At 32.5% G+C, this 14,823-nt stretch carries 17 protein-coding genes and 1 pseudogene; 16 read left to right on the forward strand and 2 right to left on the reverse strand.

Annotated features, from left to right (window positions below; all coding sequences use genetic code 11):
* Nucleotides 1-353: 353 nt before the first annotated feature.
* Both DW862_RS24955 and DW862_RS24960 read right to left on the reverse strand, forming a co-directional pair.
* Nucleotides 354-1,364 (reverse strand): ArdC family protein, encoded by a 1,011-nt coding sequence (locus DW862_RS24955; RefSeq protein ID WP_005780952.1) that lies wholly within the window; start codon nt 1,362-1,364, stop codon nt 354-356.
* Nucleotides 1,365-1,788: 424 nt separating this feature from the next.
* Entirely contained in the window at nt 1,789-2,382 is a 594-nt protein-coding gene (locus DW862_RS24960) for a recombinase family protein (protein WP_004295368.1), read from the reverse strand.
* A 145-nt stretch (nt 2,383-2,527) separates the two neighbouring features.
* On the opposite strand from DW862_RS24960, the gene DW862_RS24965 reads away from it, so the two are divergent.
* The 16 genes and pseudogenes from DW862_RS24965 (at nt 2,528) to DW862_RS25040 (ending at nt 14,712) form a co-directional block, all read left to right on the forward strand.
* Nucleotides 2,528-2,869 carry a hypothetical protein gene (locus DW862_RS24965; protein WP_004295369.1) on the forward strand — a complete coding sequence of 114 codons (342 nt, stop codon included), beginning with the start codon at nt 2,528-2,530 and terminating at the stop codon, nt 2,867-2,869.
* Between the two features lie 19 nt (nt 2,870-2,888).
* Nucleotides 2,889-3,203 carry a DUF4134 domain-containing protein gene (locus DW862_RS24970; protein WP_004295370.1) on the forward strand — a complete coding sequence of 105 codons (315 nt, stop codon included), beginning with the start codon at nt 2,889-2,891 and terminating at the stop codon, nt 3,201-3,203.
* Between the two features lies 1 nt (nt 3,204).
* Nucleotides 3,205-3,504, forward strand: a complete 300-nt coding sequence (locus DW862_RS24975) for a hypothetical protein (RefSeq protein WP_004295371.1) — start codon at nt 3,205-3,207, stop codon at nt 3,502-3,504.
* 5 nt (nt 3,505-3,509) lie between these two features.
* Nucleotides 3,510-6,350: a hypothetical protein gene (locus tag DW862_RS24980; protein ID WP_004295372.1), complete on the forward strand. Its 2,841-nt coding sequence runs from the start codon at nt 3,510-3,512 to the stop codon at nt 6,348-6,350.
* Between the two features lie 10 nt (nt 6,351-6,360).
* Nucleotides 6,361-7,035, forward strand: a complete 675-nt coding sequence (locus tag DW862_RS24985) for a hypothetical protein (RefSeq protein ID WP_004295374.1) — start codon at nt 6,361-6,363, stop codon at nt 7,033-7,035.
* Nucleotide 7,036: 1 nt separating this feature from the next.
* Nucleotides 7,037-7,693, forward strand: a complete 657-nt coding sequence (locus DW862_RS24990; RefSeq protein WP_004295375.1) for a hypothetical protein — start codon at nt 7,037-7,039, stop codon at nt 7,691-7,693.
* On the forward strand, nt 7,686-8,708 hold the full coding sequence (locus DW862_RS24995) for a plasmid transfer protein (RefSeq protein ID WP_004295376.1): 1,023 nt from the start codon (nt 7,686-7,688) through the stop codon (nt 8,706-8,708). Before DW862_RS24990 ends, DW862_RS24995 begins: the two co-directional genes overlap by 8 nt.
* A gap of 32 nt (nt 8,709-8,740) precedes the next feature.
* Nucleotides 8,741-9,355 (forward strand): conjugative transposon protein TraK, encoded by a 615-nt coding sequence (gene traK, locus DW862_RS25000; RefSeq protein WP_004295377.1) that lies wholly within the window; start codon nt 8,741-8,743, stop codon nt 9,353-9,355.
* Entirely contained in the window at nt 9,355-9,786 is a 432-nt protein-coding gene (locus DW862_RS25005; RefSeq protein ID WP_004295378.1) for a hypothetical protein, read from the forward strand. Before traK ends, DW862_RS25005 begins: the two co-directional genes overlap by 1 nt.
* Before the next feature lie 3 nt (nt 9,787-9,789).
* On the forward strand, nt 9,790-10,899 hold the full coding sequence (gene traM / locus DW862_RS25010) for a conjugative transposon protein TraM (RefSeq protein WP_004295379.1): 1,110 nt from the start codon (nt 9,790-9,792) through the stop codon (nt 10,897-10,899).
* A gap of 1 nt (nt 10,900) precedes the next feature.
* Nucleotides 10,901-11,740 carry a conjugative transposon protein TraN gene (traN, locus tag DW862_RS25015; protein ID WP_004295380.1) on the forward strand — a complete coding sequence of 280 codons (840 nt, stop codon included), beginning with the start codon at nt 10,901-10,903 and terminating at the stop codon, nt 11,738-11,740.
* An 18-nt stretch (nt 11,741-11,758) separates the two neighbouring features.
* Nucleotides 11,759-11,986, forward strand: a pseudogene (locus tag DW862_RS25020) (hypothetical protein); the annotation flags it as partial.
* 132 nt (nt 11,987-12,118) lie between these two features.
* On the forward strand, nt 12,119-12,895 hold the full coding sequence (locus DW862_RS25025; protein ID WP_004295382.1) for a hypothetical protein: 777 nt from the start codon (nt 12,119-12,121) through the stop codon (nt 12,893-12,895).
* A 7-nt stretch (nt 12,896-12,902) separates the two neighbouring features.
* Nucleotides 12,903-13,406 carry a hypothetical protein gene (locus DW862_RS25030; protein ID WP_005780944.1) on the forward strand — a complete coding sequence of 168 codons (504 nt, stop codon included), beginning with the start codon at nt 12,903-12,905 and terminating at the stop codon, nt 13,404-13,406.
* 2 nt (nt 13,407-13,408) lie between these two features.
* Nucleotides 13,409-14,068 carry a hypothetical protein gene (locus DW862_RS25035; protein ID WP_004295384.1) on the forward strand — a complete coding sequence of 220 codons (660 nt, stop codon included), beginning with the start codon at nt 13,409-13,411 and terminating at the stop codon, nt 14,066-14,068.
* 2 nt (nt 14,069-14,070) lie between these two features.
* On the forward strand, nt 14,071-14,712 hold the full coding sequence (locus DW862_RS25040; RefSeq protein WP_004295385.1) for an OmpA family protein: 642 nt from the start codon (nt 14,071-14,073) through the stop codon (nt 14,710-14,712).
* Nucleotides 14,713-14,823: the final 111 nt, after the last annotated feature.

Consider the following 14,823-nt stretch of genomic DNA (forward strand, 5'->3'; position numbering starts at 1 on the left):
ATCTTTGCCCATCAGTGCCGGAACTCCGAAAAGTACGGTATCAATTTCTTTCCCTATAGTTCTTATTGGGTTAGACAACAAGACGCATTAAAATGTATTTTCAAAGTGAGAATGTATTTTAATTTGCGTCATGTTTCCGCTTCTGCAATGCTTACTAAAGTGGAGTTACCTAAAAGGTAGTGGAACTTTACTAAGGATTGCAGAAGGGATAAAGAAACATACCTTAGAAGGGTGGGTGGGTTTACTGATAGCAAAACTATTGGAGCGTAACAAAGTGAAGCGATTAAGCCTTTTTGGTTCTTTTTTGGCGTTTGAAAAAAGAACTCCCCCCAATGAGGGGGGGGAAGGAATCTTTAAGCAACCTTTGTATTTTTCTCTTCTTCAACTTCTTCCACATCTAGCCTTATATTTAGATGCTGGGCTATGAATTTACTACCTTTAATAGCATCTGCCAATACAGTAAATAAAAATTTAGGTTCTTCTTTTATTGCTTTGCACCATGATTTTAAATAAGCCGCATTTTCTTCTCTGACGGTTACAGAAATACCCAAATATACACCAGACAAAGCCGATATTAATTCTGCTACAAGTTCTTCACGCCCATAATTGAATTTATCATTTTCATAAAATCCTTTTCTATTTAGTCTATTTTTAACACCTGTACTATGTCCCATTTCATGTAATTCTGTACCATAAAAACTTTCTCCGTCCTTAAATTGGCTCTTTAAAGGTAAAGTAATGCTATCATTTGATATTGAATAAAACGCACTATCACTAGAAACCGTTTGAATAGGACATACCCAATTTTGATTCTTATTCATTTCATCAAGTATTGGATTTACATACATTTCTTTCTCTTCTTGTGGCTGTTCCTCTCCTGAAAATTTAGCCTTTAATATATCCCATCTATTGGGATATTTTTCCGCAAAGTTTGTTTGGTCTAAATTAAAAACTTGGAAATATTTTGTATAAGCTGCTAAACGGTATTCTTTTTGTTCTTCTTCTGATAATTTGTTATATTCATCATATGAAATTTTTTCATTTGTCTGACGATGATAAGCACAAAATAATGTATAATAAACAGGAAAAGCAACAGCACCTTTTAGAACATTAATACCTTCGTTTCGTGCTTGATTGAATGTCAAAAAAACAGGAGTTTGATAATTATATTTTTCACACAAAAAATAAAGTAAAAAAGCGTTTCCACCACTATAAGTACGACCTGTTAAATTTTGTGGTAAAAAGTTCTGTTTAGAGTTGACTTTAGAGAACCAAGGTTTTTGCCAATTCATAGACAAACTTTCAATTTTTTCAACCATAAGGTTTACAAACTTCTCTGCATTTTTATCAAAAGTAGATTTCATAATTTTGTTTGCTGTTCTTTATACTGGCAGCCAAACCAGCTTTAAAAGTTTATTTATCTCTTTATTTTCAATACTCAAAGATAGTAATTTTCTATAAATGTCGCAAATAATAAGACAATTATTTTTGTTAAAAATGGTTTATAATTGGCTGATTTTTAACGTATTATCTTTTCCCTAAAGTTTTATATATTTGGGGTGAGAGATAAGGTTTTATAAACGGAATATTCCCTTTAGGGAACATGAAGTCTATAAAACCGAATATCCAATGCCTTGCTTTTGTAGGTGCTTCATAGAAGCGGTGAAAAAAGCAAAGCATTGGATATACCTTAGAAGGGTGGGTGGGAAAATGCGTTAGGGATTGCAGCGGAAAGCCCACAGCGTAGCGAGGACTTGCAGCGAAAAGCCCGACCTGAAAGGTAACGCCCTATTTATTTCTTCTATTCATCAATCTTACTTTTTCATAACGTAAATACCTATACAAAGTAGCCTTACTTCCAATGTGTAAAATTCTACATATTTCATCTATAGAATAATCCCGATTTTCATATAAGCGCTTTGCTGCTATAGCTTTTCTCTTTGCATCTTCCGATAACCCTATAGGTCGTCCCGTAAGTTTCCCTCGTTCTTTTGCAGCTTGTAATCCAGCCCTAGTTCGTTCTACTATTATTTCACGTTCATATTCAGCCAATGAAGCAAAAATTCCAAATTGACATCTTCCTAGAGCACTATTAGTATCAATACCATCAACTATGCTTTTGAATGCAACTTTTCTTTTCTGCAAACAATCAACTATATAAACTAAATCTTTCAAAGAACGCCCTAATCTATCTAGCTTCCAGATAACAAAAGTATCACCTTCTCGCAAATATGCAAGGGCTTTATCTAATTCGGGTCTATCCTTTACTCCTGATACTTTTTCCTCAAATATAAGTTTGCATCCGGCTTCTTTTAAAGCATCTAGCTGCAAATCTAAATTCTGTTCCCTCGTTGAAACACGAGCGTAGCCTATTATCTCCATTTTATTTAAATCCAAGTTTCATAAATTCAACTATTCGCGAAACTATTTTAAACTAGGGCTTTTTCCCCTGTTATTACCTCTAGTAGTATTATAAATCAAAAGTACAGAAAAAGGGTCGATTAATGAAACTTTTAAAATTAAGAATATGAGTTATTCACAATTTATCATGGCTGTATTTGCCATTTATGTAGTTTACTACGCTGCAAACATTCTGTATGATGCTTTCCTAAAGCAAAGCAAAGTCAATACAGGTGAAGAAGAAGAAATTATTTCAATAGGAGAGGAAGAAGAAATACCTCACAACGTTGTAGATGAAGATTTTGAAACAGGCTCATACGAAAAAGAGGAAGAAAAAAATGAATCTGAACAAAATTATGTATCTGTAAATGAATCTGTTGAAATGGAAGTTGAAACACAAGGTATTCCAATGGAACAACTTCTTGCTAAAGGGAAAAGTATGTTTTCACACGTAAATTTTAACAAATAAACAACTAATTTTTATCCAAATGAAAAAGTTTTTTTCAAAAATTGCTCAAAGAGCATTCGCTTTAGCCATTAGCATAATGGTAGTAACTAACACTTTTGCACAAGGTGCTGCGGGAATTGATGCAGCTAGTTCTGAACTTGCAACCTACATGGACCCCCTAGGAAACATGATGATGATACTAGGAGGTCTAGTAGGATTAGTTGGAGCAGTGCGAGTTTATTTAAAATGGAACTCTGGTGACCAAGATGTACAAAAGGCTGTTATGGGCTGGATGGGGTCATGTATCTTTCTGGTTGTATCAGGTGTTGTCGTAAAAGCATTCTTCGGAATCTAATATGTCGAAAGAGTATCCAAGTTACAATGTATATAAGGGGCTACAAAAGCCCCTTATTTTCAAAGGATTTAAAGGCAAGTTCATATATATCGGTGGAGCTTGTATTATTAGTGCTTTACTTTTATGTGCTATTGTTTCTACTCTGGCTTCTTTTATGTGGGGAGGTATAACTCTTGTAATAGTTATGTTTGGAGGGTTAGGAATAACATCGCAATTACAAAGAAAAGGGCTTCACAGGAAAGATAAACGAAAAGGCATATATATAGTATCACGCACTTTTATAAGAGATAGAAAAAAATAAAGCTTATGAAAAAGAAAAGTGAATTTGAAGCTCCTTATATTGGTATTGAAACAATAAACAATACTCCTATATTTTATAACCGAAGGGGCGACTATTCTGTTATCATTAAATGTGAAAATCCTATAATACAGTATTCAGCAGATATGGATGCTTACTATGATTTTCACCACTTATTTACTAATATCCTCAAAGTATTAGGAACCGGATATACAATACAAAAACAGGATATTCTATGTAAAAAATCATTTTTACCACCCCAGAATAGGAAGAACGACTATTTATCAAATCGTTATTTTGAACATTTTAAAGGACGAATATATACTGATATTTCTACTTATCTTGTTATTACAGGAGAAGTAGAAAGGTCTAAATTCTTTTCTTTTGACCCTCGAAGGTTTGATACTTTTATTAGAAACATCACAAAAGTATTAGGACTATTCGCTAATAGAGGAATAAGAGCTAAACTATTAAATGAAAATGAAATAGAAATATATATAAAAAGATTTCTATCTATCAATTTCAATCAGCAAACAGTAAGCCTAAAAAATATCAAAGCAAGAGAAGAAAATCTTATAATTGGAGAAAAAAACGTACAGTGCATTTCTCTTGTAGATATTGACGAAGTTAATTTTCCTTCTATTATAAAACCATATAAAGAGGTCAATATTGGGCTAAGATTTCCTGTTGACTTACTCTCTTTTTTGCATGATACACCAAGTATAGACACAATTATCTATAATCAAGTAATAAATATTCCAGACCAACGAAACGAAGCAAACAAATTAGAAGGCAAAAAGAAAAAACATAAAGGAATGCCTGACCCTGCAAATGATTTATGTGTAGAAGACATAGAACGAGTGCAGTCGGATATTGCCAGAGAAGGGCAAATGCTTGTATATGCACATTATAATATCATTCTTGCTGGTCTTGATGATATTAGTAAGGCTATCAACTATGTTGAAACATCTCTTTTTGATTGTGGCATTATTATTAATAAACAATGCTTCAACCAATTAGAATTATTCGAATGTGCACTGCCAGGAAACGCAATCAACCTAAACAGTTATGACAAATTTCTAACAACTTCCGATGCTGCAATTTGTCTTTTGTTCAAGGAAAAATTACAAGTAACAGAAAACAGCCCTTTTCTTACTTATTTTACTGACAGACAAGGATTGCCTGTTGGAATAGATATGTCCGGGAAAGAAGGTGAGAAAAAATATACAAATAACTCCAACTTCTTTGTTTTAGGTCCAAGTGGTTCTGGTAAGTCTTTCTATGTCAACTCCAAAGTAAGACAATGGGTTTTAGATAACACTGATATTGTATTGGTAGATACAGGGCATAGTTATTCAGGAATGTGCGAATACTATCATGGCAAATACATTACTTATTCTGAAAGCAAGCCTATATCTATGAATCCTTTCCGAATTACTGAAGAAGAGTATAATGTAGAAAAGAAAAACTTTCTTAAATCATTAATTTTCCTGATATGGAAAGGTGCAAATGGTGAGGTCAAAAAGCAAGAAGAAGAAATTATGGATATTACCATAGAAAAATACTATTCTTTCTACTTTCATCCCTTTAATGGTTATTCAGATGCGGAAAAAGAAGCCATACGTGAAAATTTACTACTCGAATTTCAAGTCAATGAAGAAGAATTTGAAAACGAAAGGGAAAAAGAAGAACGCAAGATACTTTCTGAGAAAATAGAGAAATTACAGCAACTGGTAGAAAAAGGAGAAGGCGGAGAAAAAACCAACGCAGAAAAAGCGATACAAAACATTCTCATTGAAAAAGGTTTTACACGCCAAGAGCTTGATAATCCTGAAACCAGATTACTTTCTGTCATAGAAAGACGTATCCAAAAGAAAGAAGATATGCTGAAAGAAATAAAAGTTGAAAGTTTATCTTTTAACTCATTCTATGAATTTTCTCTACGCATTATACCTATCATTTGCAAAGAGAACAAGATTGATTTTGACATTACTAACTATAAGTTCTTATTAAAGAAATTTTATAAAGGAGGACAGTTAGAAAAAACCCTCAATGAAGATTTTGATACTTCCCTCTTTGAAGAACCCTTTATAGTTTTTGAAATTGATGCTATTAAAGATGACCCTGAACTATTCCCAATAGTAACCTTAATTATTATGGATGTTTTTATCCAAAAAATGAGATTAAAAAAGAACAGAAAGGCATTAATAATTGAAGAAGCATGGAAAGCCATAGCTAGCCCCATGATGGCTGGCTATATACTCTATTTGTATAAAACGGTACGTAAATTTTGGGGTATGGCAATGGTTGTTACTCAAGAACTAGAAGACATAATTAGTAATCCTGTAGTCAAAAACTCTATAATCAGCAACTCCGATATTATATGCCTATTAGACCAAAGTAAATTTATAGACAAATATCAAGAAATAGCAAATCTTTTATCCCTAACGGAAGTAAATCAAAAGCAAATATTTACCATAAATCAACTTCCCAATAAAGAAAACCGTAATCGGTTTAATGAAGTATTTATAAAAAGAGGAAACTATGGAAATGTATTTGGAGTAGAGGTTTCTCTGCACGAATATTTCACATTTACTACAGAACGAATTGAAAAAGATGCTGTTGGATATTATCATATCATTTATGGTAGTTTCCAAACAGGATTGGATAATTTTATAATAGACCTAAAATCTTCCAAATTAAAAAATACGGATTGGGTTTTACAAGTCAATAAGGTACTAGGGTATCACTCCGATGAAGGAAGCCTAAAAGATATACTTAACATCATAGGAGAACAACCATTATATAAGTATATCCTAGATAAATACAAAAGGATTACAAACCGTTAAAGATAATATCATGAAGAAAATCCTATTTATTTTAGTGGTAGCATCTACTTTAACCCAAGTTGCATATTCGCAAAAGGCAGTCTTGGATATAACCTGTATGGAAACACTTATAGCTAATCATAAGGTGCAACATACTTCTTTCTCTAAAGTGAAAGAGAATGAAGCTCAAATAAGCCTTATACAAAAGCAAATCAGTGAAAAAATGGTTCAGATTGAATTTTTCCAAAGCAAATTTTATAATAGCCTAAAATCTGTAGAAGCCATCATAAAAACAGGAAAAGATATTATCTACTGTACTGATATTGCAGCAGATATTGGTAAATATCAAAAACAAATGGTTGAACTTGCTGTAGGTGACCCGGCTTTATTATTGGTGTCAGCAAAAACAGAGCTAGAATTAGTTAATCGTACTGCGGATTTGACACAATACATTTATCAGGTCGCTATTGTCGGGACAGATGTAAACCTTATGGACAATAAGCAAAGAATAGACTTGCTTAAGTATGTTATTAATGAACTAAGAAACATGAGAGGTATAGCATACGCTGTATGCCGACAGATGAAAACAGCAAAAAGAAATGGAGTATTACAAACATTAGCTCCGGGAGTGTTTAAATACAAAGATAATCGTTCAAAATTAGTTGATGATTTATTACAGAATTATAAAGTAAAACCTAAAAGATAATATGAAAAGAGTGCTTTTATTTTTTTCCCTAATGTTGATTATTGGTACTTCTAATGTCTATTCCCAAATGCCTGTAAGGGATAAAGGGAAATGGAGCGTACTTAATAATATGGAATTTATGGATAGAGTACGACTACAACCAGAATGGTATCATTACTGGATATGGTATAAAAAGGTTTTGGGTATTAAAATTCCTTTGCCGGGCTTAGGGTTACACGACAAATACGGAAAGGAAGATAGACGTAATTTCCAGTTACAAGAAATTCCCATGATGGCAGCCGTAGAGTACAATAAATCAGAAACAGAAAAAGAAGGGTATAATGTCGATACCATATATAGACAGGAACTCTTCAAATTTGGAGATAAAGAAATTGATTATCAATATACTTTAACTAAAAATCGCAGAAATGATATTCTTAATGATATAAATAAAAAACTTGTCGAATATTCTTCTAATGGCGGTAATAAAGAACACGTTGAAGTTATAACTGATGAAGTTACTAGAATCAAAAAGAACATAGATATAATCCATGATTCACATATGAGTAACTCTAAAAAGAGAGAAGCCTATTTAGGTTTTGATAAAGAACTAATAGAAGTTCTTTCATTAATAACAAGATTGAATAATATAAATAAAACAATAATGAGCCATGAATGAGTTAATAGATAAATTCTTATTTGAATTATTTGATGGACTAAGAGATAAAACAACTGTTCTGTTCGGAGAATTTATTGCGGATGCGCAAGCATTGGCAGCAATCTTTATGTTATTATATTTTGGAGTAGAAAGCTTCAAAATGATGAGTGGAGATAAAAAATTAGAGATTATCCCATTATTGCGTCCATTCGCACTGGGATTGGTTCTTATGTTCTGGATTCCCTTTATTAATCTAATCAGTTATCCCGGAGAATTATTAACAGCACAAAGCAAGGCTATGTTTACGAACCAGATAGACGAAGTAGAATTACTTTCTCGTAATAGATATGCACTCATTGATAGCGTAGCAGTAGAGTTATTACATACTTCATTAGAAGTTGAAAGAGCCGAAAATGAAGTTAAGGATAAGAAATGGTATGATTTTAGTATAGACTTTTCAGCTATTGGAGACAAGATAGCTGGATTATATGTATATGTAGTCGCTAAGGTTAAAATGATAATGTTTAATATCATTGAATTTATTGTCGTTACTTTTTGGCAAGTATGTACCTATTTTGTCTTTTTCCTACAAATCATATTCACAGGAATATTAGTTATTCTTGGTCCACTAGCTTTTGCATTCTCTGTTTTACCTGCATTTCGGGATGCTTATATACAATGGATAGCTCGTTTTGTCAGTGTTAGTTTATATTCATGTATTGCATATATAGTACTATCAATTTCTTTAGTAGTAATGCAATATGGGATAGAAAGAGAAATTGAAATTTTAGAATATGCGCTTAGAAATGAAGCTGCATTTGTCATGTATGTCGGAATGACCTCTGGAGGTGTCAATAGCTTCCTTCTTACAGCATTACTTGGAGCATTTGCCATGCTTACAATACCTTTTGTTTCTACATGGATTGTAAGTACAACTGGAGTAGGACAAGCAGTAGGGGGTATGGTTGGAGGAGCTGCCATCGCAACCAAAGCTGTAGCAGCTCCGGCTACAGGTGGAGCCAGTGCAGCTATGTAAAAAGATTTATTAAATTTTAAATTCACATAATCATGATTATTAAAAACTTAGAAAATAAAATCAAATTAGCCGGAATTTTATCCATTGGCTGTTTTGCAACTAGTATAGTTATTTCAGGCATGGTACTAGCCTTTTGTTTCTCTTTAGTAAAAGCTGAAAGAAAAAAAATATATGTTTTGGATAATGATGTCCCTGTACTAGTGAAACAAACTGGTACAGAAGTCAACTTGGAAGTCGAATGTAAAAGCCACATAAATCTATTCCACACTTTATTTTTCACATTACCACCAGACGATGAATTTATAAAATACAACATGGAAAAAGCCATGTATCTAATTGATGATAGCGGATTAAAACAATATAATAATTTAAAAGAAAAAGGATATTTCAACACTATATTAGCGAGTTCTGCAACAGTAACAATTATGACAGATAGTATCAAAATAGACATGAACGACCTATCTTTTGAGTACTATGGCATCCAACGTATAGAACGAGAAACTTCTATTCTAAAAAGGCAACTTGTAACTACAGGGAAATTAAGACAAATTCCACGCACTGAAAATAATCCTCATGGACTTATTATCACAGATTGGAAAACGATACTCAACAAAGACCTAGATTATAAAGTAAAAAAGAATTTCTAATGAAACTGTTTAAACATAAAAAGAATGATAGAAAAGAAAGTATCAAGACTAAAGCCGAGCAAGCTACAGTTGTTCTTCTTACTAAAATATTTCAAAAGTTCGGAGTTAATAACGCTTGTGAACGCTTATTAGCGTGGGCTGACATACACCGTAAAGCCATGTTTGGAATTACGATTTCATTCCTTTCTTTCGTCACAATTCTATCATTAGTAATGCGTCCAGAAAGAAAGCCAATGCAAGTTTTCAACGAAGAAAAAAGCAAAGTACAAATTAACATTGATAGTAACCTACAAAAAAAACAAGTAGGAGTTCACGACTTGTTAGAAGTGATTAAAATGCAAAATGAAATTAATGAGCTAAGAAAAAATGGGAAATTAACTCCAGAAGACACTGTACGAATAAAAGATTTATACAATAAATTAAATAAATAGCGTATGAAACAGATTGATATTAAAAAGCCTAAGTACATCATTCCGATACTCATTCTACCTTTTATTCTAGGGATAGGATGGCTAGTTAAGGATATGATAAACTCTGCCCCAGCAGAAGAAACTACATTAGTAGAAACGGAAGAATTAAATCTTGATATTCCTGATGCTAATTTAGAGAAAAGAGAGATAAAAAGTAAATTTGAATCACTCAAAGGAGCTTTCAATAAATCTTCTGATTATTCATCAATACAAACCATAGATAAAGAAGAAGAAGTTAGCGAAATTGAAAGTTCTGGTTCTCTTTACTCCAATGATGAAATAAGGCAAATTGACAGTTTAAATCAAGCTTCTAGAATCCGAGAAAAGGAATTGGAACAACAAATAAAAGGATTTCCTACTATAGATGAATCAAGTCAAATAGAAACTAGAAAAGCTCCTGAAAAATCCAAGATGCAAGAAGAAATGGAGCTTTTTAAAATGCAAATGGCTTATATAGATTCATTGCAAAATCCACGTCCTAGAACACCTCAAAAAAAACAGGATGAAAAGCCAAAAGAAAAGGCTATAGAAGTTGTAAAAGCGAAAAATCCCGCAGAAGTATATTTTAATACTGTAGGGAAAGAACAAAAAACTTCACTAATCACAGCTATATTAGATGAAACTCTAAAAGTAACAGATGGTAGCCGAGTACGCATACGGCTTCTAGATGATATAATGATTAATGACGCTCTTTTAACTAAAGGCACTTACCTATATGGGAATGTATCTGGCTTTAAAGCCCAAAGAGTACACATTAATATTTCCTCTATAATGGTTGATGGCAAACAAATGAAAGTAGATTTATCCGTATATGATAATGACGGACAAGAAGGTTTCTTTGTTCCTTCATCAGCTTTTAGAGATTTGAGTAAAGATGTTGGAGCGCAAATAGGAAGCCAAACTATACAAATGAACAGCCAATCAGAAGGAGTAGAACAATTCGCTTTAGGTGCTTTACAAGATGCTTACCGTAGTACAACCCAAGCTCTTTCCAAAAACATCAAAAAAAACAAAGCCAAATTAAAATATAATACACAAGTTTTTTTAGTAAACAACAAAGATAAAGAACAATAATATGAGAAAGATTTTTATTGCATTATGCACAATGGTTTCTGTTATTACAGGAAATGCACAGAACACCCCTATTGGAGAAAACATCGAGCTTGCAGGTGAAAACCCAGAAGAACTAAAGGTTATATACGTCAACAAAGATGTTTCAACGCATTTTATAGCTATGGAAGATATAAAATATGTTGATATATCAGTCAATGATATTGTTGGCGATATTCCTACTGGTAACTCTCTTAGAATAAAACCCACAAAAGAAGGAGCTAGTGGAGTTATCACCATTGTTACAGAAAGATTTTTCGTACAATATATGCTAGTATATAGTAGCGATTTAGCAAAAGCATACACTCGCTTTAATATCCCTTATGCTGATTTACGTAGCTATATGAATCCAGAAGTGAACTTAACCAAAGCACAAATGTATGATTACGCACATAGAATGTTTATTTCAAAAAATAAATTCTATGATGTTTCCAGTAAAAGTAACCTAATGAAAATTGTACTAAACAATATCTACACATTAGATAAGTATTTCTTTATTGATATTTCTATGATTAATAAAACAAAAATACGATATGATATAGACCAAATACGCTTTAAAATAGAAGATAAAAAACAAACAAAGGCTACTAATTTTCAATCTATAGAAATACTTCCATTGATGCAAGTTAATAAGAATCTTGTTTTCAAGAAGAACTATCGAAATATTTTTGTCTTTGAAAAATTTACTTTCCCAGACGAAAAAGTTCTTACCATAGAAATATCTGAAAAACAGATTTCAGGACGTACTATAACATTAAGAATTGATTATGCAGACATTCTTCATGCAGATGCTTTTACCGAATAAATAAAAACAGGAATTAATATGGAAACAAACTCACGCCCAGAGGCAACCGCTTCCCCCGTTAAGCAGGGACAGTACAGCCCACGGAAAAGGAAAGACACCACGCCGAAAGTAAACCCGCAGCTTGCGGTAGAACTGGTATATCAAGAATTGAAACGTGTCGAAGCCTATACAAAGCGCATAGAAAATGCTATGGAAAAAGGCAGCCAACTTGAGATGTCTATAGAAGAACTAATAAAAACATTAAAAGAAGAATCCAAGAAGCGAGAAGAATATTACATTTTAAAGCGAGGTATTTTGTTAACACAGATACTCCTTCTCGGTTTTTTAATTTTAATTGCTATATATAAATTCTGGTTTTAATAATTAAAAATAAAACATATGAATATTCTCAATGAGAAAAAAGAAGTAACTCCAATTATAACCCCAAGTCTTGGTTATAAATTACGTTCCATTAACTGGAACGAGGATTTCTATTTTGACAACCCCATTGATAAAGAGAAAATAAATAGTATTCCCAAAGCTATAGAAATATCCAAAGATATATTTCTTGCTATTGAGAAGAGTGGAATGCAGTATAGAGAAACTTATAAATGGGATGAATATTTATACTTCAAAATGACAGCGGAAAATATTTTTGCAGCAACCATATACTATTACTGCAAACACTATCCTAAAGAATATTGTAATCTTGCTTACATCATAGCAACCGTATGTAATCCTGATATAAGTATTTTGTCAGAAATGCTAAAGCGTGATAGGGAAACTGAAATATTTATAAGAGGATTGAATGAGTGTCATACCTTAAATGTTGGTTCGGAATTCACTGGAATCAAAAATGAATTAACCACATATTTAGGAAGGCTATATACTAAAGAATTCTTCTATTTGTTCACAGAAGGAAAATATTCCCCTAATACATCCCAATTTATCCTACTTCACTATTTCGATAATGTAATATGGCAAGTGGAACAATTACAGAAAAATGGTTTTTTGTTCTTGGAATCGAATATAAAAAAAGAGAATGATGAAGAATCCTTATATGATAGTTATGATGATGGCATTCCTATAAAATTTCTAATAAACAAAGGGCGTCTTGATTTTTCGAAAATCATGTATGAATCCACAGAAAAAAATGAAACTAACAATATTAAATAATAACACAATGAAGAAAATTATATTTCTTATTATGATTTCATTTATTTCCCTAAAGTCAATGGCTGGTGATGGTGATAAGTTTTTTAATATTTCAGGAGGTTGGCAATGGAAAAATACCGTCAATGCAGTTGTAGGGCTGGAGTTTGAAGGTAAATATCACAATGCTTATGAACTATATATTGATTTAGCTACAGCATATGATAAATGCCCGGTATGTAATAAGGTATGCTCTGATAGTTTCTGGAGCTATAAAACATTCGGCATAGGTGCAGCATATAAACCTACAATCTCACGAGGCAAAAACAGTAATTTAAGATGGAGGTTTGGAGCAGATTTAGGAGCTAACAGAAAAGGGTTTCAGGCTTCCATTGATATAGGTTTAGAATATAGCTATTCATTTAGAAATGGAATGCAAGTCTTTGTAATGCAAAAAAATGATTTTGTATTTTGGACACGTGACCATTTCCGAAATGGATTATTAGTAGGTGTCAAATTTCCAATAAATAAATAAGTATGAAAAAAATATATATAATTCTATTATCCATTATAGGGGTAATATCATCATGTACAAAACACGAAGATATTATAGACACATCATTACAGCCGGGTAGTATCTTATGTAGTGATGGAAGTATAGTGCATCCCTCGCTTTTTTCACCCAGTGAAAAAGAAGCCATTGGAGTTGTATTTTGGTGTAATGATGGGAATAATCCAAATATAAAAGAAACCGCTTATGCCGTTTCATTAGAAGATTTAGAAGAAAATCCTTTAATAGACACAGACGAGGATATAGCTAATGTTTCGGAAGATGAAAACAGCTTTGATGGAGCAGCTAATACTGCCGCAATAATGAACTTTGCTATAAAAGATAGTTTAGCTTATCCAGCAGCTCAAAAAGCTATAGAATACGCACCCAAAGGTGTTACAGGTTGGTTTATTGGCTCTATCGCACAAAACAAAGCAATCTCTAATAATCTTGAAAAGGTATATTCTTCTTTCTCAATCATTGGAGGAACGCACTTTGATGGTTGGTACTGGAGTTCTACAGAAGATGGAGCAGGAAAAGATACTCCTAAAGTGTTTGCACTAATTTCTTCATTAACAAAAGGAAGAGCAACCAGTACAAGCAAAAGAAATTCATTTAAAATCAGACCTATTATAGCAATAAGATAATCATGAAAAAGAAAATAATTATACTAGCAGCCTTCGTTGTTACATTTTTTACCGCATGTACTTCAACGCATATGATAACTTTCAGTAACGCTGAACTAAGCGACAAAGAAAAAGACATGATAGAAAATAATAGTAACTATTCAACCGCTTCAATAGTTGGTGGAAGTGCAAAATTAGTTAAAGAAGAAAGAGATAAAGCTATCCAAGAAAAGATAGAAGCTAGAAGAAATAAACTAAAAGCTATTGATGGCTTATCAATCTCCAGCTATAAAGATAAAAATGGAAAAGAACAGTTTAAAGCAACAGCTCAAAGTGAAATCCTATTCAAATTTGATTCATATGAATTAAATGAAGAAGCTCAAAAAATGCTTTCTGACTTATGTAATATCATTACTGAAATACCCAATACTAAGATTAAAATAATTGGGCATACTGACAATATAGGAGAAAAACAATACAATATCATACTTTCTAAAAATAGAGCAGCAGCAGTAGGAAATTACCTTAGAACCGCTGGTATAGAAACAAACAACATAACAGAAGATGGAAAAGGATATAGCGAACCCATTGCAGACAATACAAGTGAAGCTGGACGTGCTAAAAATAGGAGAGTAGAAATATTTATCACAAATGATGAATATTAAAAAGAGAGATTTCTATTAATAAAGACCGGGAGATAAAACTCTCGGTCTTTGTTTTATAGTCTGGAAAGAAATTGATACCGTACTTTTCGGAGTTCCGGCACTGATGGGCAA

Source organism: Bacteroides sp. AM37-9 (assembly GCF_003603455.1).
Taxonomy (GTDB): domain Bacteria; phylum Bacteroidota; class Bacteroidia; order Bacteroidales; family Bacteroidaceae; genus Bacteroides; species Bacteroides xylanisolvens.

What these genes read in the sequence shown, in the direction of transcription:
- DW862_RS24955 (WP_005780952.1), bottom strand. Translation starts at nt 1,364, where the DNA reads ATGAAATCTACTTTTGATAAAAATGCAGAGAAGTTTGTAAACCTTATG.
- DW862_RS24960 (WP_004295368.1), bottom strand. Translation starts at nt 2,382, where the DNA reads ATGGAGATAATAGGCTACGCTCGTGTTTCAACGAGGGAACAGAATTTA.
- DW862_RS24965 (WP_004295369.1), top strand. Translation starts at nt 2,528, where the DNA reads ATGAGTTATTCACAATTTATCATGGCTGTATTTGCCATTTATGTAGTT.
- DW862_RS24970 (WP_004295370.1), top strand. Translation starts at nt 2,889, where the DNA reads ATGAAAAAGTTTTTTTCAAAAATTGCTCAAAGAGCATTCGCTTTAGCC.
- DW862_RS24975 (WP_004295371.1), top strand. Translation starts at nt 3,205, where the DNA reads ATGTCGAAAGAGTATCCAAGTTACAATGTATATAAGGGGCTACAAAAG.
- DW862_RS24980 (WP_004295372.1), top strand. Translation starts at nt 3,510, where the DNA reads ATGAAAAAGAAAAGTGAATTTGAAGCTCCTTATATTGGTATTGAAACA.
- DW862_RS24985 (WP_004295374.1), top strand. Translation starts at nt 6,361, where the DNA reads ATGAAGAAAATCCTATTTATTTTAGTGGTAGCATCTACTTTAACCCAA.
- DW862_RS24990 (WP_004295375.1), top strand. Translation starts at nt 7,037, where the DNA reads ATGAAAAGAGTGCTTTTATTTTTTTCCCTAATGTTGATTATTGGTACT.
- DW862_RS24995 (WP_004295376.1), top strand. Translation starts at nt 7,686, where the DNA reads ATGAATGAGTTAATAGATAAATTCTTATTTGAATTATTTGATGGACTA.
- traK (WP_004295377.1), top strand. Translation starts at nt 8,741, where the DNA reads ATGATTATTAAAAACTTAGAAAATAAAATCAAATTAGCCGGAATTTTA.
- DW862_RS25005 (WP_004295378.1), top strand. Translation starts at nt 9,355, where the DNA reads ATGAAACTGTTTAAACATAAAAAGAATGATAGAAAAGAAAGTATCAAG.
- traM (WP_004295379.1), top strand. Translation starts at nt 9,790, where the DNA reads ATGAAACAGATTGATATTAAAAAGCCTAAGTACATCATTCCGATACTC.
- traN (WP_004295380.1), top strand. Translation starts at nt 10,901, where the DNA reads ATGAGAAAGATTTTTATTGCATTATGCACAATGGTTTCTGTTATTACA.
- DW862_RS25025 (WP_004295382.1), top strand. Translation starts at nt 12,119, where the DNA reads ATGAATATTCTCAATGAGAAAAAAGAAGTAACTCCAATTATAACCCCA.
- DW862_RS25030 (WP_005780944.1), top strand. Translation starts at nt 12,903, where the DNA reads ATGAAGAAAATTATATTTCTTATTATGATTTCATTTATTTCCCTAAAG.
- DW862_RS25035 (WP_004295384.1), top strand. Translation starts at nt 13,409, where the DNA reads ATGAAAAAAATATATATAATTCTATTATCCATTATAGGGGTAATATCA.
- DW862_RS25040 (WP_004295385.1), top strand. Translation starts at nt 14,071, where the DNA reads ATGAAAAAGAAAATAATTATACTAGCAGCCTTCGTTGTTACATTTTTT.